The following is an 18,375-nucleotide window of genomic DNA, read 5'->3' as shown; positions in this document are numbered from 1 at the left end:
GCATCAACAGGGGAAAAAGATTCACCTGCTGCTGACCCATCAATGCAAAAATCGCTTATTTTTGTGCCTTTCTCTGAATCAATTAACACAAAATATTTAACAGCACAGACCAAATGGCACAGGAAGATGTTTTTAAGAAGCTCGTTGCGCATTGCAAAGAGTATGGATTTGTATTTCAATCGAGTGAAATATACGACGGGTTGGGCGCCGTGTACGACTACGGTCAAATGGGCGTGGAACTGAAAAACAATATCAAAAAATATTGGTGGGACAGCATGGTGCTGTTGCACGAAAACGTGGTGGGCATTGACTCGGCCATCTTTATGCACCCCACCATTTGGAAAGCTTCGGGTCACGTGGACGCGTTCAACGACCCGTTGATTGACAACAAAGACAGCAAAAAACGCTATCGTGCCGACGTACTGATTGAAGAGCTTTTGGCCAAGTACGAAGACAAAATGAACAAAGAAGTTGAGAAGGCGGCCAAGAAATTCGGCGATTCGTTTGACGAAGCCAAATTCCGCGAGACCAACGTCCGCGTGCTCGAAAACCAGGCCAAATGGGACGAAATTCACAACCGTTTCACCAAGGCTCTCAACGATAGCGACCTCGAGGAACTTCGCCAAATCATTGTCGATTACGAAGTGGTGTGCCCCATCTCGGGAACCCGCAACTGGACCGACGTGCGCCAATTCAACCTCATGTTTGCCACCGAAATGGGCTCAACTGCCGACGGGGCATTGAAAGTATATCTGCGCCCCGAAACGGCTCAGGGTATTTTCGTGAACTTCCTCAACGTGCAGAAAACCGGCCGCATGAAAATTCCTTTTGGAATTGCACAAATTGGGAAAGCATTCCGCAACGAAATCGTGGCTCGTCAGTTCATCTTCCGCATGCGCGAATTTGAGCAAATGGAGATGCAATTCTTTGTACAACCCGGCACCGAACTCGAGTGGTTTGCCAAATGGAAAGAAACACGCCTCAAGTGGCACAAAGCCTTGGGCTTAGGCGACCACAAATACCGTTACCACGATCACGAGAAACTGGCTCACTATGCCAACGCAGCCACCGACATTGAGTTCCAAATGCCATTTGGATTCAAAGAAGTCGAAGGCATCCACTCACGCACAGATTTTGACTTGTCGTCGCACCAACAATATTCGGGTAAAAAAATGCAGTATTTCGACCCCGAGAAAGGCGAAAACTACATTCCCTACGTGATTGAAACCTCTATTGGTGTTGACCGCATGTTCCTGAGTGTACTTGCTGCATCATATTGCGAAGAAGAAGTAGACGGCAAAGACGGCGCCAAAGAAAGCCGCGTGGTGTTGCGCATCCCGCCGGCATTGGCGCCCGTAAAAATGGCTGTATTGCCGCTGGTGAAAAAAGACGGATTGCCCGAGCTGGCACGTCAAATCATCGACGACCTCAAGTTTGACTTTAACTGCCAATACGACGAAAAAGATTCCATCGGGAAACGCTATCGTCGTCAGGATGCTATTGGAACACCCTTCTGTGTGACCATCGACCACCAGTCGACCGAAGATGGCACTGTTACCATTCGCTACCGCGACACCATGGAGCAGGATCGGGTGAAAATTGCCGATTTGCAAAGCATCATCACCAAAAAAGTAAGCATGAAGGAATTGTTTAAGAAACTGGTTTAAACCCCTCATCCATCAATAAAAATAAAGCCTGTAAATACAACATTTACAGGCTTTTTTAAATTACAAACCATGACCACCCCACTTGAAAACGAATACCGTCATCGCATCAACCGGGCACTCGACTACATCGAGCAACATCTGGAACAACCGATGACGCTTGACGAAATTTCACAAGAAGCCAACTTTTCAAAGTACCATTTCAGCCGTATATTTCATGGCATGACGGGCGAAACCCCCTTTCAGTTCATCAACCGCCTTCGCCTCGAAAAAGCCGCATCGAGCATCACCACTCACCCAAACATTCCCCTGAATGAAGCCGGCATCAAATGCGGATTCCCCGACCCCAGCACCTTTTCGCGAAATTTTAAATCCCATTTTGGCGTTTCCCCCACCCGATACCGGAGTGAGAAAAACGAGAAAAGCAATATTCATCAAGTCGAAAGCAACGAGCAACAAGACCACGGAGAAACCTTCATGTACATTTGTTCCAGATCACAAACCATTAAATGGAGGACAAACATGAAACTTAATCAAAGCGTGGAAGTCACCAAGCTTCCCAAAATGACGCTGGCGTATGTGCGCCACATTGGCTCTTACAAGGGAAACAGCCAACTGTTTGAAAAACTGTGGCAACAACTCATGGGATGGGCTGGGCCAAGAGGGTTGATTGGCGGACCGGATTTTAAATCGCTCATCATCTACCACGACGATCCGGATGTGACCAACGAAGAAAAACTGCGCACCAGTGTGTGCATCACGGTTCCCCCCGACACCAAAACCGAGGGTGCCATCGGCAAAATGGAACTGGAAGACGGGCAATATGCCATAGCCCGATTTGTCATTGGGGTGGATGAATTTCAACAGGCCTGGGACTGGGTGTGCGGTCAATGGCTGCCATCGAGCGGTTATGTCCCTGACGACAAACCCTGTTTTGAAATGTATCCCGAAGAACCCAAAGACGGCAAATTTACGGTTGACATCTGCATCCCGGTACGCCCCATGTAACCCATTCACAAGTCTGCCCATCGAAATAACACAAGTTCGATGGACAGACTTCTTTAAAAAGCAATTTGATCAAATGCAAGCCCATTTTCGGCCTTGCATTTCACGATTTTTGAAAGGAACAGCAAAGGCCCTTCTTTTTACTCCTTTAACGCACAAAGGCACCGGTATCCCGATGCCTTTGTGCATTTTAAATGTTGTGATTTCTCAAATCACAATGACCAAATAATAGTTCTTTTTCCCCTTTTGAATCAACAAGTATTTATCGTTGAGCAAATCGGTCAGAGTCACCATTTCATCGGGAGTTGCCACTTTGTTTTTATTGATGCTCAAACCACCAGCCTGAATGGTTTTGCGGCACTCGCCTTTAGAAGGGAAAACGGCGACCTTTTCACCCAGCAAATCGACTGCTTTGATGCCTTCACCGATTTCAGCTCGAGTGGTTTCGAAGGTTGGCACGCCATCAAAAATATCAAGCAATGTGGCTTCGTCCATCTTACGAAGGGTATCGGTAGTACCTTTTCCAAACAGGATTTCAGAAGCTTCAACCGCATTTTGGTAGGCTTCTTCGCCATGCACCATTATCGTCACCAACTCGGCCAGTTTCTTTTGCAGGGGACGAAGATGAGGAGCTGCAGTCTGCTCAGCCACCAATACTTCGACCTCATCACGCGTCAGCATGGTAAATATCTTGATGTATTTTTCGGCGTCGGCATCGCTGGTGTTGAGCCAAAACTGGAAAAACTGGTAAGGAGATGTTTTTTCGGCATCGAGCCACACGTTGCCACTTTCGGTTTTTCCAAACTTGCCCCCATCGGCCTTGGTAATGAGCGGACAAGTGAGCGCGTATGCTTCGCCACCGGCCACACGACGAATCAATTCAGTACCAGTGGTGATATTACCCCACTGGTCAGAACCACCCATTTGAAGGCGACAATTCTTCTCACGATAAAGGTGCAAAAAGTCATAGCCCTGCACCAACTGATAGGTGAATTCGGTAAACGACAATCCGTCGCGGGTATCGCCACTGAGACGTTTCTTTACCGAATCTTTGGCCATCATATAGTTAACGGTGATGTGCTTGCCCACGTCGCGAATAAAATCAAGAAACGAGAACTCCTTCATCCAGTCGTAGTTGTTCACCATCTCGGCGCAGTTTGCAGCAGAGGTGTTAAAATCGAGGAAACGAGACAACTGATTTTTCAGACACTCCTGATTGTGGCGCAGCGCAGTCTCATCAAGAAGATTACGCTCAAGCGACTTACCAGACGGATCACCAATCATACCTGTGGCACCGCCTACCAACACAATGGGTTTATGCCCGGCGGCCTGAAAATGCTTCAGCATCATCACACTCACCAGGTGGCCAATGTGCAACGAATCGGCAGTGGGGTCAATGCCCACATAGGCCGCTGTCATCTCTTTGTTGAGTTGTTCTTCGGTTGCGGGCATCATGTCGTGAATCATGCCACGCCAGGTCAATTCTTCTACAAAATTCATCTATATCTGAAATTTATTATTCACAACAATCAAGCTCTATCAACAAAACATGTTGAGGGGCTCAAAGATAAAAAATTCAGGCTTTTGAATATAGGAATGTGATTGAATGAAAGAGATTATGAACAATCGTATTTGTGAGCTTATTTTCAATGAGATATGAACAAAACCTCAGTCTGAGTATCAATGTCATAAGTTAGAAAATTAATCAAATGATTATTCACGACCGTTTATCCCCAAAATTTTCAATTTGCAAATCGTGAAGATTGACACGAACCAATCACTTTACTTAAATCATCTATTCAAATAAATATATCTATTCACTTTAAACCAATTAATCACCTTACGAAACAATGAAGTATTGTAAAACTTGCGAAATGACTCAACAATTCGCATATCACAATAACCGGGAGGACAAAACCTGTCGACATCAATAAAATCGGTCATTGACGAAACGTACTTTTGAGATTTTTTCATGTGCGTACCGCTGCCATCAACACCATGATTGGCAATCAACGATTTGACAGGATAAACGGTGTCTAAACCCGAAATAAACCCCCAATAAGCAAAACGAACAGCCCACGAGCGAATAATCCCCTGCTGCTGTTTGAGCAACATCACCGACAAATCGTTTCCGGAACTATTGAAAAGACAACGACGATGCTTGTCGGTGATAAATTCCTCAAAACTCGGCACCCCCCAATCAACACGCTCCCAAACATCACGCCAAGTACCCCACCCCCACGAACCAATGCGACGAGTCAGATAAGTGGAGTAAGAATAATCATCAGGGATTGAAATAGGCGGTGTATATGCACACACTGACAACACACTATGATTACAATACGAATCGAGGGCTGCATTCATATATCGCAAAAACCCACTTTGAACTTGCAAATCATCCTCCAGCACAATCACACGACCATGTTCACGCACAACTTGAGTTACTCCGTCAATAATATTGGCAGCCAACCCCATATTCGAAGATCTCTCGTTGACTATAACCTGCTTGAAACCGGACAAATGATGACAGATGTGCCTTACTTCATCAATTAGCACTTCAGACTCACCAGATTTTGGCCCATCGGAAAAAACATACAAAATCGTGTCGTTAGCACCCTCAGACTGTTGCAAGGCCTCGATGGTACGACTCACATGCTGAGGTCTATTGTAAACAAACAGTGCTACCGGCGCATAAATCATGACACATAAACTAAAGGTTAACCATATAAAATGAAATCCACCCCACCGCCATGGGTCGTGTGAACGAATAATCAAACAAAGTAAACAAAAGCCAATGGCATAATCGCCCCAATTTATATAAATTTGCCACAATCAACACAAAAACCTCATCCGAGAACACCATGACCGAACAGCACAGCGAAACCCAAATGGCACGCCGCCAACTGCGCAGCTCCTACATTACCACCACCATCAGCATTGCCCTGTTGCTGTTTCTCATTGGCATCATTGGCCTGATATTGCTCAATGCGCAACGATTGTCAAACCACGTGAAAGAAAACCTGGGCTTCACGGTGTTAATTCGCGACAACGTACGCGATGCAGAAGTGAAAAAACTGGAAAAACAACTGGCAGCATCTAACTACGTAAAATCGGCCACCTACATCAGCAAGGAACAAGCCGCTGAAATGATGCAAAAAGAACTGGGAGAAGACTTTGTTGAATTCCTAGGATACAACCCTTTATTAGCCTCAATTGATGTGAGACTTTACGCCGAGTATACCACCCCCGAATCCATAGCAAAAATCGAAAAAGAGCTGCTCAGCACCCCCGAAGTCAAAGACATTCATTATCAAAAGGATCTCCTTTACGTCATCAACAAAAACGTGAGACGGATTTCACTCATCCTGGGCATCTTTAGTGCACTGATGCTATTTATAGCCATGGCCCTCATCAACAACACCATTCGATTATCCATCTACTCAAAACGTTTCATTATCCGCACCATGCAACTGGTGGGTGCCACTTCGGGGCACATCCGAAAACCGTTCCTGACAAAAAGTATATTCTACGGATTTATCGGCTCCCTCATCGCCATCCTGTTGCTTTCGGCATTGATTTATTTTAGCAGTAAAGAACTCAAAGGATTTATCGGTTTCGAAGTCATCGACCTCATTGGACTGCTATTCCTCATTGTGATAGGGCTTGGCATCTTCATTTCATGGATATCGACCTTCTTTGCAGTGAGCAAATTCCTGTTTATCAAAACAGATAAGCTATACTGACTAAAGAAGAGATTCACATACCAACAATCATTCACTGGCACTTAAAAACGCTTGCAACTCATGATCATCGCGATGATAAATATCGGGAATAAGAATCAGAGCACCGTTATCATCGACACGACAAGTAAGATAGCGTAAGTAAATGCCTACGGTATCCTTCACCCTGATGTAACCGCTTCGTTTGGCGGCCAACTGCTTATACATGATCGACTCAGAATCTCTGTCCAGCAAATACTCAGCCAGGCGATGCGGCTCGTTCACCCGTATGCACCCATGCGATAAAGCCCTGTAATTCCTTTCAAACAAGCGCCTTGAGTTGGTATCGTGCAAATAAACGGTTTTGTCATTGTCGAACATAAATTTCAACACACCCAAAGCATTGTCGCTCCCCGGTGGCTGCATGATGTTATAAGGATGGTTGTTGAGCGAATAGGAATAAATTGAAACAGATTCGGGTTGAAGCTGTTCGCCACGCCAATTGGTAATGACATATCCTTTCTTTTGAAGATACAGCGGGTCGCGTCGCATGTCGGGCAACACCTCACCCACCACGATGCTCGGTGGAATGTTCCACTGCGGATAAGTGAGCACATGACTCATGGAACTGGATAAGACGGGCGTGGGTGTTTTGGGCTGACCTACAATCACTTTCCACTGCTCAACCAACCGATTGCTTCGACATGCATAGAGCTTAAACTCGGGGATATTGACCCAAAGATAATCGCGCGTGTGGGGCGGTTGTTGACGTATACGCTCCATATTGAGCGATACTTTCATAAAATTCTGCATCGCTAACTCCCACAACACTTTGCGGCTCAAAAAGTCGAGCTCACCCGATGGCAACATACGGTTCTCCTTTTGCCACGAGGCGAGCATCATCGCAAACAAAGCATCATCGCCCATTATATCACTCCTATAAAACCCTGAGGTTTGCAACGTCCGCCACACGGCATTTCGTTCCAATTCGGTCACATCGTGATCACAAACCAAAAAATGATCGAAAAAGACATCAAACAGAGGCAGCGCAGATTTCATCTGAAGATAAAAAGGGGATTGAGGCTCCAATTTCTTCACAATGTCAATGGGATGATTCGATTGAGCCAGGGAAAGGAGTTCGGGAACAATCAATGAATCGATGTCGCCCCAATGCGCAAAATGCCCCGACTGGACACCCTTTGAAACATGCAAAAGAAAACGCATCATGTGCAACGACATCAACACATCATCAAGTACCTGTGCCTGAAAGCTCATCTCCGAGAATATTGAATCAGCTCCCGCAAACCGTTCAGGCACATGATACCACCATGGAGGCAATCCATAATGCCAGCTCCGGCGAAGCAACTGAGCCGATTTGAGGGAAGCAGCCGTGGGATGCCCGGCTCTCACCCACAACAAATTATCATGACGGGCATACACATCGGCCAAAACAGTCACCATCAACGAATCAAGCGCCGAACCATTGGGCACATCGGCCAATGCCTGAGTCACACAATCCTCAAACAAAACAGAAGAATCAACCGTTGACATGGGAAGCGGATGCGACAATCCCACATCACAACCGGTCATTGAAATGGCACACATCAAAGCCCAACCTCCTACTTTTGCTATGCATCCTCTCCCCTTCATAACGCCTCCTCTACTCGCTGATTATAAAATTACCGTAAAAACGACCCGCTGTCAAACAATTTTCCTGATGCCCCCAAGAGCGCAATTCTCCTTTCCAATAAAATGTAAAAACCTTAAATTGATGGGATCTAAAATTCCGATACCATGGGAAAAATCGAAACCATCGAATTGGCGCTGTTGAAAATAGATGAATACGACGAATTAAAAGCGGCCATGATTGAGTCGTATGCCCATATGCCCAACGCCTACTGGCAAAAGCAACACATCGAAACACTGCTCAACAAGTTTCCGGAAGGTCAGGTGGTGGTGTGGGTCAACAACGAGTTTGCCGGATGCGCGCTGTCGATTATTGTGAATTACGGCCGCTTTGAAAACCAGCACACCTACCGCGAAATCACAGGCAACCTGACCTTTAACACCCATCAGGCCGATGGCGATACCCTGTATGGCATCGACGTGTTTATTCGCCCCAAATTCCGGGGGCTTCGCCTGGGACGACGGCTTTACGACTACCGCAAAGACTTGTGCGAACGGCTCAACCTCAAGGGCATCGCCTTTGGCGGACGCATTCCCAACTACCACAAGTATGCCGAGCGGATGACCCCGAAAGAATACATCGAGCAGGTAAAACACAAAGAAATACACGATCCGGTGCTCGACTTTCAACTCTCAAACGACTTTCACCCCTACAAAATTTTGCAGGGCTATCTGGAGGGCGACAAAGAGTCGAAAGAATACGCCGTGTTATTGAAGTGGGACAACATCTACTACGAAAAGCCCGGCCAGCCCACCATCGCCACCAAACGCATCGTTCGACTGGGGCTGATACAATGGCAAATGCGCCCCTATCGCAATACGGAAGAACTGATGCAACAGGCCGAATTTTTCATTGATGCCGTATCGGGCTACCGGGCCGACTTTGCCCTGTTTCCCGAATTTTTTAACGCCCCTCTCATGGCCGAAAACAACCACCTGTCGGAGCCCGAAGCCATCCGTGAGTTGGCCAGACACACCGACCGGCTGCTCCAGACCTTTTCGGAACTGGCCGTTTCGTACAACATCAACATCATTACCGGAAGCATGCCGCAGCTTCAAGACCATCAACTGCACAACGTGGGTTATCTGTGCCGCAGAGATGGCACACGCGACTCGTTCGAGAAAATTCACGTCACGCCCGACGAAGCGCGCATTTGGGGCTTGCAGGGCGGCAACCAGATTAAAACCTTCGATACCGACTGCGGCAAAATCGGCATCCTGATATGCTACGATGTCGAATTCCCGGAACTGGGGCGCATTCTGGCCGACCAAGGGATGGAAATCCTATTTGTTCCCTTTCTGACCGACACGCAAAATGCTTTTTCGCGCGTGCGTCACTGCGCACAGTCACGAGCCATCGAAAACGAGTGCTATGTGGCCATTGCCGGCAGCGTGGGCAACCTGCCCAAGGTGCACAACATGGACATTCAATACGCCCAATCGATGGTGTTCACGCCCTGCGACTTCGCTTTCCCGTCCAATGGCGTCAAAGCCGAAACCACCCCAAACACCGAAATGATTCTTTTGGTGGATGTCGATTTGGACATGCTCAGGGAATTGCATCAACACGGCAGCGTGCGCAACCTCAAAAACCGACGCAGCGACTTGTTTGAAATAAAAATGAAAAAAAAAACCGGAAATCAGAGCGCAACCACCGCATGAGGCAAGGGCTTGCCCAATAACGCCGACACAGCATTCAAGATGCCCTCCTTATCGTACCCGCATTCGTGGTAAAGTTCCAACTGCGTGCCATGCTCTACAAAACGATCGGGAATGCCCAGACGTTTCACGGTGGCGCTGTAACCGTTTTCGACCATAAATTCGATGACAGCACTGCCCATGCCGCCAACAATGGTTCCGTCTTCAACGGTAATGACCTTGTTGTGACGTCGAAAAACGTCGTGCAACAACGCCTCATCAATGGGCTTGACAAAACGTAAATCGACATGCGTGCATGTAATGCCCGACGCTTTGAGAGTATCGACCACCTGAGCCACCTTGTTGCCCACATGCCCGATGGTGATAAAGGCCAAGTCGTATCCCTGCGACAGCAAACGGCCTTTCCCCACGGGAATCTCCTCGAAGGGCATCTGCCAGTCGAGCCACACCCCGTTGCCACGCGGGTAGCGAATGCTGAAAGCGCCTTTGCCCCCCGGCAATTGTGCCGTGTACATCAGGTTGCGCAACTCACGCTCATCCATGGGAGCCGACACAATGATGTTGGGGATGGCACGAAAATAAGCCAAATCGTATGCGCCGTGATGAGTGGCACCATCGGCCCCCACGAGCCCACCCCGGTCGAGACAAAAAACCACGCGAAGGTTCTGCAGCGCCACGTCGTGAATCACCTGATCGTAGGCGCGCTGCATAAATGTAGAATAGATGTTGCAAAAGGGCACATAACCCGAAATTGCCATGCCGGCCGAAAAGGTAACGGCGTGCTGCTCGGCAATGCCCACATCATAAGCCCGATCGGGCATGGCGGCCATCATAATGTTAAGGCTGCATCCCGAAGGCATGGCGGGGGTCACGCCCACAATGCGATCGTTGGCACGCGCCAGCTCTACCATGGTGTGCCCAAACACATCCTGATAACGAAGCGGCTTGGGACGTTCCGAAACCACTTCCACTTTCTCGCCGGTGAGCTTGTCGAACTTTACGCCGGTGGCATGCCAGGCGGTTTGGTTCTCCTCGGCCAGCTTAAACCCTTTTCCTTTTTTGGTGATGACGTGCAACACTTTGGGTCCGGGAATATTCTTCAAATCGGACAGAACTTTGGTCAAATGCAACACATCATGGCCATCGACCGGCCCGAAATAACGCACGTTAAGCCCTTCGAAGATGTTGGTTTGACGGGTCAACAGGCTCTTGATGGTGTTATTAAACTTCCCGATCATCTCGCGCGAGCGGGGTCCGGCCAGCTTCATCTTTTCGAGTCCCCGTATAAAATCGTCGCGCAAACGGTTGTAAGTACGAGAGGTGGCAATGTCCACCAGATATTCGCTCAGGCCACCCACGCTGGGGTCGATGGCCATGTTGTTATCGTTAAGAATCACCAGCATGTTGCTTTTAGAAATGCCCATGTTGTTGAGCGCTTCAAAAGCCATCCCGGCGGTCATAGAGCCATCGCCAATCACAGCCACCACCTGACGGCTGCTGTTGCCATCGAGCTTATTGGCCATGGCCATTCCCAATCCTGCCGAAATGGAGGTCGAAGAGTGCCCTACGGTAAAGGCATCGTACTCACTCTCAAAGATATTGGGAAAACCACTCAGCCCGTTGTATTTGCGGTTGGAATGAAACTGTTCGCGTCGTCCGGTGAGGATTTTATGGCCGTAGGCCTGATGCCCCACGTCCCAAATGAGCTTGTCGTCGGGGGTGTTGAACACATAATGCAGAGCCACGGTGAGCTCCACCACCCCCAGGCTGGCCCCGAAGTGAGCCGGGTTGCAGGCCACGGCATCGATGATAAAATCGCGCAACTCGTCGCACACCTGTGGCAAATCGCTCTCGGACAATTTTTTCAAATCCGAGGGGTAGCTGATATGGTCGAGCAACGGGTGTTTGGCCTGATTCATCGGGGTAGCTTAAGAGTTGGCAAAGATACAATGTTTTGATTATTTATTTTGGGAGGTTCGGGAATTGCAAATTATATTTACACGTTTTTCGCAAAAACAAATTGCCTACACAAGAGGTTCAAAAGCACATCAGAGTCAAAATAAACGCTGAGACGCTAATCGACGCAGTCGCTTGGCTATGCCAAGAAAGGCGCTGAGTTGGTTTGGGTAATAATATCAATGCAGATAACTCAAAAGAATTGATAGCAGAGCACATCCGATAACTGATACGACATAAAAATCCGCCCCTCTGACATCCCCACTTGGAGATGAGGGGCTAAACAAATAAAACATGAAACGACACCTGATAGCGATTTCGATACTGGCATTGTTCACTGCCTGTGTGCCCCTGAAACAATTCCGCGACATGGAGTCGCGCAAAAACGCTGCCGAAGCCGAGCTTCAGCAAAAGAGTGTCGATTTGGACGATTGCCAGGCACGCGCCCGCGAATGCGAAGGCAACCTCAAACGCAGCCGCGCCAAAGTCGATCAACTGGTGGCCGACTCCCTGCGGCTTTACGAGGCGATGACCGGCGAGCAGCAACGCATACGCGAACTGGAAGAGGCCGGCCGCCTGCTCAACCAGCAGCTCCGCAAACAAAACGAAGATCAAACCGCGTTGTTGATGGCCGATCTTCAGAAACTGCAATACGACCTCAACAAACGTGAAGATGCCCTGCGCAAGGCCGAGAAAGATGGCAACCTGAAAAAAGCCGAACTGCAAAAGGCCATCGCCGAGCTGGAACGCGCCCGTGCCGAAATGACGGCGCAAAACCAGCGTCTGCTGCAACTCGAGTCGGCCCTATCGCGCAAAGACAGTGCCATGAACGCCCTCCGCCAGAGCATTGCCGGCGCCCTGACCGGCTTCAGCTCCGATGAGCTGAATGTGCACATCAAAAATGGCAAGGTGTATGTGTCGATGGAAGAAAAGCTGCTGTTTGCCTCGGGCAGTTACGAGGTGAATGCCCAGGGCGCATCGGCCTTGCAAAAACTGGCCGTGGCGCTGGAGTCGAAATCCGACATTCAAATTGTGGTGGAAGGACATACCGATGACGTTCCCTATAAAAGCGGTGTGCTGATTGACAACTGGGACTTGAGCGTGAAACGCGCCACCGCCGTGGCTCGCATCATCATGCAAAACAAAAAAATAGCGCCCTCACGGGTGATGGCGGCCGGACGTGCCGACTCACAACCGGCACTGGCAGGCACCACGCCAGCCGCCCGTCAAAAAAACCGTCGCACCGAAATCATCCTCACCCCCGACATGGACAAACTGTTTGACATCATCGGTCAATGATGAGCATCGTCGCCAAACGCATTATCGTCGCCCACAGGCAGGCATGGCAATATGTGAGCATCCTCACGCCGGGGCGAATGGTCAATCTCCTTAAAGTCATGGCCGGCTATACCCATAGCCGGCTTTTTAGTACCGTCACGAGTTGGGGCAACCCCTACGCCGTGTCTATCGAACCGGGCACGGCCTGCAATCTGCGCTGTCCCGAGTGCCCCACCGGAAACGGCTCCCTGGGGCGAAACGGGGGCACCATGCCGCTCCACACCTTTCAACACATCCTTGAGCATCTGCCCAACGACGTTTTTCACCTCAACCTTTACCTTCAGGGCGAACCCCTGCTGCACCCCCAACTTGCAAAAATGGTGACCCTTGCCCGTGAACGTAAGATGGTCACCACAATATCGACCAATGCCCAACTGATGACGCCCCTGCTGGCCGAAGCCCTGGTGCGGTCGGGGCTGAGCCACCTGATTGTTTCGCTCGACGGGCTCACGCAAGCCACCTACGAGACCTATCGTGTGGGCGGCTCCCTCAACAAGGTGATGCAGGCCATCGAACACATCCAACGAGCAAAAAAACAACTGGGGCAAAAGCGCCCCATCGTGGAAGTGCAGTTCATCGTCTTTGCCCACAACGAACACGAGGTTGAAGGGGCCAAAAAACTCATCACCCATCCCGGCATCGACCGCGTGAGCATCAAAACGGCACAACTGTACGACACCCCATCGGGCATCACCCATCCCACCCAACCCCGCCTGAGCCGATATGTAACCATTGATGGCCGACGGGTGATGCAAGGCCGGCATCAAAACCGATGTTTCAAAATATGGCATTCGATGGTCATCGCCTGGAACGGCACCGCTCTGCCCTGTTGTTACGATAAGAATGGCGACTTCCCCCTGGGAAATGTGAACCACAATGGGGCTAGGGAAATATGGCAGTCAAAAAAGTTAACCGCCTTCCGACATAAAGTGGTGAGTGGAAAAGGGCTTCCCGACATGTGTCACAACTGTCCCGAGGCACGCCGATAAGCGTCATCGCCCCGCATGAGGCAACGGTTATTTGTCGTCATCACTGACCTTGACAAACTTCGCGCCTTTGAGCTCTTTCTGAATTCGCTTGGAGGGACGAAAACGCATTTTCACGGCATTAATCATCCGACTGTTGACCTTGTCGGGGGCATCGACCGATTGCACACTGGCATGCAAACTGAAGGTTCCCAGCTCGTCGAGGTTCACGGTGCACCCCTGCATGAGCAACTCGGGAATGAGCTGCACCAGCCCGTTGACAATCATGAGCACATCGCCCTCGGTAGCACTTGAATTGCGCTGAATTAACCGCGCCACCTCGCGGATGTCCACCCGTTGGGTGCCGGTGATTTTGGGAAACCACACCTTTGAACCTTCTTTTCCTGCGCCCGGGGCGTAGGTGGATGCTACTTTGTATTTGACCGACATGACAGTAGGATGAATGAAACAGATGGTTAAAGGTAATAAATTTCATGCGCATCATTATATTTTTTGATGCGCATGAAAATATTTTTTAATGCGCATCATATTATAATTTCATCAGCATCAAAAAATAAAAACCAAACGTTCCCCTGCCGCACGGGACGCTAAAAAAGGCTGATGAACAAACGTCATCAGCCTTTAACATCGCCCACAGCGACAGTTATTTCTTGTGCAGTCCACACTCTTTGGTGTCGGGGTTTTCCCACCACCAGCGGCCGGCACGCACGTCTTCGCCCTCCATCACGGCACGGGTGCAGGGCAGGCAGCCAATGCTGGGATAGCCCTTGTCGTGCAAGGGGTTGTAGGGAATTTTGTTGGCCTTGATGTAGTCCCACACCTGTTGTTCGGTCCAGTGGGCCAGGGGGTTTATTTTGATGAGTTTGTTGCCTTCGTCCCACTCTACCACACCAATTTGCTGGCGGGTCACGGATTGCTCGGCACGAAGGCCGCAAATCCAGGCCTGAAGGCCGGCAAAGGCGCGTTTGAGGGGCTCGAGCTTGCGCACGCCGCAACAGAGTTTGCGGTGTTCGATGCTGTCGTAAAACAGGTTGATGCCGTGCTTGTTGACCATTTCCTGCACTTTTTCGGCCTCGGGAAAATAAACCTGAATGTTGATTTTATAGCGTTTGGAGGTGCGGTCAATGAGGTCGTACGTTTCGGGAAAAAGACGCCCCGTGTCGAGGGTAAAAATTTTGGTTTCGGGATGGATGCCGGCCACCATGTGGGTGAGCACCTGATCTTCGGCACCCAGGCTCGACGAAAGGGCAATTTTACTGCCCAAGTGCTCAATAAAATAGGTCAGAATGGTTTGCGGGTCGCTGTTGCGAAACCGCTCGTTGAGTATTTGAATATCGGACTGTTGCATAATGAATGGATTTGCCCCCAAAAATACGAAAATTGGGATGCTTAAACAGTGCCCGACACACGAATAATTCATACCACAAGAGAAGCCGAAATGAGGAATTAAAAATTGACAAGCCAGAAGAAAAGGCATAATTTAGCAAAAAAAAGAAACAAGCCATGAACCGCAGCACCCCCACCCCCGACCACCTCAAACAACTGCTTGAGAAAATACAAGCCCTGGCACCCGACGAAAAAGAAACCCTGCTCGACATCTTAGAAACAGATCCCACCAGCAAAACCTACACCATCCCCGAAGCGCAACAAATGATGGTGATGGAACGCATCCGGGCATACGAAAAGCAACCCGACAAATACCTGACGTGGGAGCAACTAGAACAACAACTGCAGTCGGGTAAATGATTTACACCATTGTTTACAACCCGCGTCTATACGATGACGTGAAAGAAGCCGTTGAATGGTACAACGACCATCACCCCGGCTTGGGCGATGAGTTCATGACTCTGTTTAAAAGAAAATCGACCCTGTTGGCCAACTGCTGCCACTTGTTTGCCGTGCGATATCACACGGTGCGATGCATGCCCATGGGCAAATTCCCTTACCTGATTCACTATCGAATAGATAACGCCTTTCAGCTGGTGGTGGTAGAAGGGGTTGTACACACCAGTCGCAACCCCGACAAGGGACGACAACAAAACTCCAAATAGCAAAGCCCGACACGAATATTTTTCGCGCCGGGCTTGTTGTTGATGGGTGGAATGAAAAATTGGCTCTATTCTGATTTGTGTGGGTAATCATAAGTATAAATTCAGACACCCCAATATTTCGTGCCCTCAAGCCGGGCGGGCTCTTACTTTTTGGCTACAGCCCCAAAAAGTAAGCAAAAAAGGCCGCCGCTGACGTAAAATGGCTAAAAATCATAGGCCTTCTCTAAAATCTGCGAACTCGCATGCTCAAACAGCGCATCTTTTTTAACGCTCAGGCCTATGATTTTTTTAACGCCATTTTCCGAAGGCGGCTTAGTTACTTTGTGTTGATTTCGTACTTTCATATTTTGTTTAACCACAGAATTCGACATAGAACCGAAAAATTACCCCCGATTGAGATAAGCCGAATACATCCAAACCAATTTTTCCTGTTCGCGAATGTAATCGCTCATCAGGGCGTTGGTGCCTTCGTCGTTGGCATCGGCAGCCATGGCGAGGAGTTCGCGTTGCAACAGCAGTACTTTTTGAAAACCGTCGAGGATGTTTTCCACGGCTGTTTTGCCGTCGGAAACGCCACTCACGGGCTTCACCACGCTGACCGCCAGATAGTCGGTGTAAGTATGCAGCGGCTCCTTGCCCAGGGTGAGGATGCGCTCAGCGATGTCATCGATCTTTAGCTGAAAATCGTTGTAAAGCTCCTCAAACTTCAGGTGGAGTTCAAAAAATTTCTCGCCCTTGATGTTCCAATGAAAGCCGCGGGCATTCATGTAAAAGACCTGATAGGCCGACAGTAAATGGTTTAATTTGACAGCCAATGCGGCCGATTTGTCGATGTTTAATCCGATTGCATTCATGATGTGATGTTTTAAATTTATCAACTAAGAATCATTCTCTTTCATTGATGACAATTTGAATGGGGGAATTGTTCAGGGGAGGATGAAAAACATCAAAAATTTAATAGCATCCGTCAAAATAAAAGAGCAAACAACGGAACAAAACTCTATTTTCACACACGAAATTTTAAAACTTTAATTCGTATGAAAAAAACACTTTTTTACACAGCACTGTTATTTGCAGGCACTGTGTTGATGACCGGATGTGGAAAAGATGATGAAAAAGGGGAAACTTTTTCAGATCAAACAGTTGAACAACACAAAGCGAATCTTGAAAAAGATGGCATAGCAGTTATTCAAGAAATGGAAGGCATTTCAAATCTTCAAGCCGTAAAAGCAGCACAAGCGTTTATGGAATTGATGAACAACGACAATGCAAACCTGTCAGCAACAAAGGCGATGGCAGCATTGGCCAGTGAAAACGACACCCAACTGCCCCTGAAAGTTGCAGCTGCGTTAACTCAATCTCAGATGGAGTTTAACGAACAAGCGGGTATTTACACCTGGACACCTGCCAAAAATGACTTTGTTAAAACAACAAATACAGGCGAAATCACTTATCTGTTTCCCTCCGAGGGCAGCTCGACCAACGATTTAAGCTTTACCATCAACAATTTGAAAACATCGGTTCCATCAAAAATAACCGAAGATGTGTATGAATTGCTGAAATCGGTCACCATGACCGTAAAATCGAACAACACAGCCATCCTCACGTTCTCAATAATAGGTGAATACAACAGCAACGACGAACCTACGTTACTGAAAGAAAGCTTGTTGTTCACCGAAGGTTATGAATTATCAAACACCATCACCAACAACGGCTCGAAGGTATCAATGGAACAAGCTTTTAAAAAAGGAACCTCGAACATCATCTCCTATTATTTCGAAGTGAATGGAAATATCAACTACAACGATGCCAGCAACACCATGGAGGGAGAAGATTCGAATATGCTGGAACAAGATGTGGTCAACAGCACCCTGATGTACATTGCCGTGGGCAACTTTAAGGCCGAAGGCAGCATCAACATCAATGGCATGCTGAATGATATGAAAAACAACGAAACGATGATCACCAAATTATATGTAGATGAAGAGCAAGCCAATAAAGGCACGTCCATGCTCAACAACTATGTAAATTTGGCAGTTAAGTATTACGACAGCAACGACATCATTTGCAAATGCAAATTCTTTACCGACGAAGAATATGACGAGTGGAGTGAAACAACTTACTATTCTAACGATATGGCCATGGAGTTTGCCGATGGTTCAAAAGTAGATGACTCATTTTTTGGTAAGGGCTTTACCGATTTCATTAACGATGTAAACGAGCTGGTAGATTCCATCAACAATAACTACGAAACAGATCTTGATATTGACTAAAACAATAATATCATACTACGAAAAGATTGAAAGCCTTC

Annotated in this window: 17 protein-coding genes; 9 read left to right on the top strand and 8 right to left on the bottom strand. The window is 48.3% G+C overall.

Annotated elements, in window-relative coordinates; genetic code table 11:
• Positions 1 to 113 precede the first annotated feature (113 nt).
• Positions 114 to 1,667, top strand: coding sequence for a glycine--tRNA ligase (locus LX69_RS03610; RefSeq protein WP_111444456.1), 1,554 nt, complete (start codon positions 114 to 116; stop codon positions 1,665 to 1,667).
• Between the two features lie 69 nt (positions 1,668 to 1,736).
• Positions 1,737 to 2,672, top strand: coding sequence for an AraC family transcriptional regulator (locus LX69_RS03605; RefSeq protein WP_111444455.1), 936 nt, complete (start codon positions 1,737 to 1,739; stop codon positions 2,670 to 2,672).
• Between the two features lie 204 nt (positions 2,673 to 2,876).
• Here the strand turns inward: LX69_RS03605 and tyrS are convergent, their stop codons facing one another.
• Together tyrS and LX69_RS03595 are read right to left on the bottom strand one after the other, a co-directional pair.
• The gene (tyrS, locus tag LX69_RS03600; protein ID WP_111444454.1) at positions 2,877 to 4,169 is read right to left on the bottom strand and encodes a tyrosine--tRNA ligase; all 1,293 of its coding nucleotides are present in this window, start codon (positions 4,167 to 4,169) and stop codon (positions 2,877 to 2,879) included.
• 291 nt (positions 4,170 to 4,460) lie between these two features.
• Positions 4,461 to 5,369 (bottom strand): glycosyltransferase, encoded by a 909-nt coding sequence (locus tag LX69_RS03595; protein WP_111444453.1) that lies wholly within the window; start codon positions 5,367 to 5,369, stop codon positions 4,461 to 4,463.
• 161 nt (positions 5,370 to 5,530) lie between these two features.
• Between LX69_RS03595 and LX69_RS03590 the strand changes: the two genes are divergently transcribed.
• Positions 5,531 to 6,412, top strand: a complete 882-nt coding sequence (locus LX69_RS03590) for a cell division protein FtsX (protein WP_245934933.1) — start codon at positions 5,531 to 5,533, stop codon at positions 6,410 to 6,412.
• Positions 6,413 to 6,439: 27 nt separating this feature from the next.
• Here LX69_RS03590 and LX69_RS03585 read toward each other — a convergent pair whose 3' ends face one another.
• A complete protein-coding gene (locus LX69_RS03585) occupies positions 6,440 to 8,038 on the bottom strand; it encodes a L,D-transpeptidase family protein (RefSeq protein WP_111444452.1) in 1,599 nt (532 codons plus the stop codon).
• Between the two features lie 144 nt (positions 8,039 to 8,182).
• On the opposite strand from LX69_RS03585, the gene LX69_RS03580 reads away from it, so the two are divergent.
• Positions 8,183 to 9,736, top strand: coding sequence for a bifunctional GNAT family N-acetyltransferase/carbon-nitrogen hydrolase family protein (locus tag LX69_RS03580; protein WP_111444451.1), 1,554 nt, complete (start codon positions 8,183 to 8,185; stop codon positions 9,734 to 9,736).
• Here LX69_RS03580 and dxs read toward each other — a convergent pair.
• Entirely contained in the window at positions 9,715 to 11,652 is a 1,938-nt protein-coding gene (gene dxs, locus LX69_RS03575; protein WP_111444450.1) for a 1-deoxy-D-xylulose-5-phosphate synthase, read from the bottom strand. The two genes, LX69_RS03580 and dxs, sit on opposite strands and share 22 nt — an antisense overlap.
• 331 nt (positions 11,653 to 11,983) lie before the next feature.
• Between dxs and LX69_RS03570 the strand changes: the two genes are divergently transcribed.
• The gene (locus LX69_RS03570) at positions 11,984 to 12,988 is read left to right on the top strand and encodes an OmpA family protein (protein WP_111444449.1); all 1,005 of its coding nucleotides are present in this window, start codon (positions 11,984 to 11,986) and stop codon (positions 12,986 to 12,988) included.
• Entirely contained in the window at positions 12,985 to 14,016 is a 1,032-nt protein-coding gene (locus LX69_RS03565) for a radical SAM protein (RefSeq protein WP_111444448.1), read from the top strand. The genes LX69_RS03570 and LX69_RS03565 overlap by 4 nt, the downstream gene beginning before the upstream one ends.
• 27 nt (positions 14,017 to 14,043) lie before the next feature.
• Here the strand turns inward: LX69_RS03565 and LX69_RS03560 are convergent, their stop codons facing one another.
• Both LX69_RS03560 and LX69_RS03555 read right to left on the bottom strand, forming a co-directional pair.
• Positions 14,044 to 14,442, bottom strand: coding sequence for an HU family DNA-binding protein (locus tag LX69_RS03560; protein ID WP_111444447.1), 399 nt, complete (start codon positions 14,440 to 14,442; stop codon positions 14,044 to 14,046).
• Positions 14,443 to 14,656: 214 nt separating this feature from the next.
• Positions 14,657 to 15,361: a phosphoadenylyl-sulfate reductase gene (locus LX69_RS03555; RefSeq protein WP_111444446.1), complete on the bottom strand. Its 705-nt coding sequence runs from the start codon at positions 15,359 to 15,361 to the stop codon at positions 14,657 to 14,659.
• A gap of 155 nt (positions 15,362 to 15,516) precedes the next feature.
• Here LX69_RS03555 and LX69_RS03550 point away from each other — a divergent pair, with 155 nt between their 5' ends.
• Together LX69_RS03550 and LX69_RS03545 are read left to right on the top strand one after the other, a co-directional pair.
• Positions 15,517 to 15,759 (top strand): hypothetical protein, encoded by a 243-nt coding sequence (locus LX69_RS03550; RefSeq protein WP_111444445.1) that lies wholly within the window; start codon positions 15,517 to 15,519, stop codon positions 15,757 to 15,759.
• The gene (locus LX69_RS03545) at positions 15,756 to 16,064 is read left to right on the top strand and encodes a hypothetical protein (RefSeq protein ID WP_111444444.1); all 309 of its coding nucleotides are present in this window, start codon (positions 15,756 to 15,758) and stop codon (positions 16,062 to 16,064) included. Before LX69_RS03550 ends, LX69_RS03545 begins: the two co-directional genes overlap by 4 nt.
• A 203-nt stretch (positions 16,065 to 16,267) precedes the next feature.
• On the opposite strand, the gene LX69_RS17695 is transcribed toward LX69_RS03545, so the two are convergent.
• Together LX69_RS17695 and LX69_RS03540 are read right to left on the bottom strand one after the other, a co-directional pair.
• On the bottom strand, positions 16,268 to 16,408 hold the full coding sequence (locus LX69_RS17695; RefSeq protein ID WP_170124219.1) for a hypothetical protein: 141 nt from the start codon (positions 16,406 to 16,408) through the stop codon (positions 16,268 to 16,270).
• 39 nt (positions 16,409 to 16,447) lie between these two features.
• Complete coding sequence (locus LX69_RS03540) at positions 16,448 to 16,918, bottom strand: Dps family protein (protein ID WP_111444443.1); 471 nt, start codon at positions 16,916 to 16,918, stop codon at positions 16,448 to 16,450.
• Between the two features lie 183 nt (positions 16,919 to 17,101).
• Between LX69_RS03540 and LX69_RS03535 the strand changes: the two genes are divergently transcribed.
• Positions 17,102 to 18,337: a hypothetical protein gene (locus LX69_RS03535; RefSeq protein WP_111444442.1), complete on the top strand. Its 1,236-nt coding sequence runs from the start codon at positions 17,102 to 17,104 to the stop codon at positions 18,335 to 18,337.
• Positions 18,338 to 18,375 lie beyond the last annotated feature (38 nt).

The organism is Breznakibacter xylanolyticus, assembly GCF_003254275.1.
In the GTDB taxonomy this organism is placed as follows: Bacteria; Bacteroidota; Bacteroidia; order Bacteroidales; family Marinilabiliaceae; genus Breznakibacter; species Breznakibacter xylanolyticus.
The sequence above is the reverse complement of the archived record's forward strand: the minus strand, read 5'-3'. Positions and strand labels throughout refer to the sequence as shown.

Coding starts and splice junctions, on each gene's coding strand:
- LX69_RS03595 (WP_111444453.1), bottom strand. CDS start 5,369: ATGATTTATGCGCCGGTAGCACTGTTTGTTTACAATAGACCTCAGCAT.
- LX69_RS03540 (WP_111444443.1), bottom strand. CDS start 16,918: ATGAATGCAATCGGATTAAACATCGACAAATCGGCCGCATTGGCTGTC.
- tyrS (WP_111444454.1), bottom strand. CDS start 4,169: ATGAATTTTGTAGAAGAATTGACCTGGCGTGGCATGATTCACGACATG.
- LX69_RS03555 (WP_111444446.1), bottom strand. CDS start 15,361: ATGCAACAGTCCGATATTCAAATACTCAACGAGCGGTTTCGCAACAGC.
- LX69_RS03590 (WP_245934933.1), top strand. CDS start 5,531: ATGACCGAACAGCACAGCGAAACCCAAATGGCACGCCGCCAACTGCGC.
- LX69_RS03580 (WP_111444451.1), top strand. CDS start 8,183: ATGGGAAAAATCGAAACCATCGAATTGGCGCTGTTGAAAATAGATGAA.
- LX69_RS03560 (WP_111444447.1), bottom strand. CDS start 14,442: ATGTCGGTCAAATACAAAGTAGCATCCACCTACGCCCCGGGCGCAGGA.
- LX69_RS03550 (WP_111444445.1), top strand. CDS start 15,517: ATGAACCGCAGCACCCCCACCCCCGACCACCTCAAACAACTGCTTGAG.
- LX69_RS03535 (WP_111444442.1), top strand. CDS start 17,102: ATGAAAAAAACACTTTTTTACACAGCACTGTTATTTGCAGGCACTGTG.
- LX69_RS17695 (WP_170124219.1), bottom strand. CDS start 16,408: ATGAAAGTACGAAATCAACACAAAGTAACTAAGCCGCCTTCGGAAAAT.
- LX69_RS03570 (WP_111444449.1), top strand. CDS start 11,984: ATGAAACGACACCTGATAGCGATTTCGATACTGGCATTGTTCACTGCC.
- LX69_RS03565 (WP_111444448.1), top strand. CDS start 12,985: ATGATGAGCATCGTCGCCAAACGCATTATCGTCGCCCACAGGCAGGCA.
- dxs (WP_111444450.1), bottom strand. CDS start 11,652: ATGAATCAGGCCAAACACCCGTTGCTCGACCATATCAGCTACCCCTCG.
- LX69_RS03545 (WP_111444444.1), top strand. CDS start 15,756: ATGATTTACACCATTGTTTACAACCCGCGTCTATACGATGACGTGAAA.
- LX69_RS03605 (WP_111444455.1), top strand. CDS start 1,737: ATGACCACCCCACTTGAAAACGAATACCGTCATCGCATCAACCGGGCA.
- LX69_RS03610 (WP_111444456.1), top strand. CDS start 114: ATGGCACAGGAAGATGTTTTTAAGAAGCTCGTTGCGCATTGCAAAGAG.
- LX69_RS03585 (WP_111444452.1), bottom strand. CDS start 8,038: ATGAAGGGGAGAGGATGCATAGCAAAAGTAGGAGGTTGGGCTTTGATG.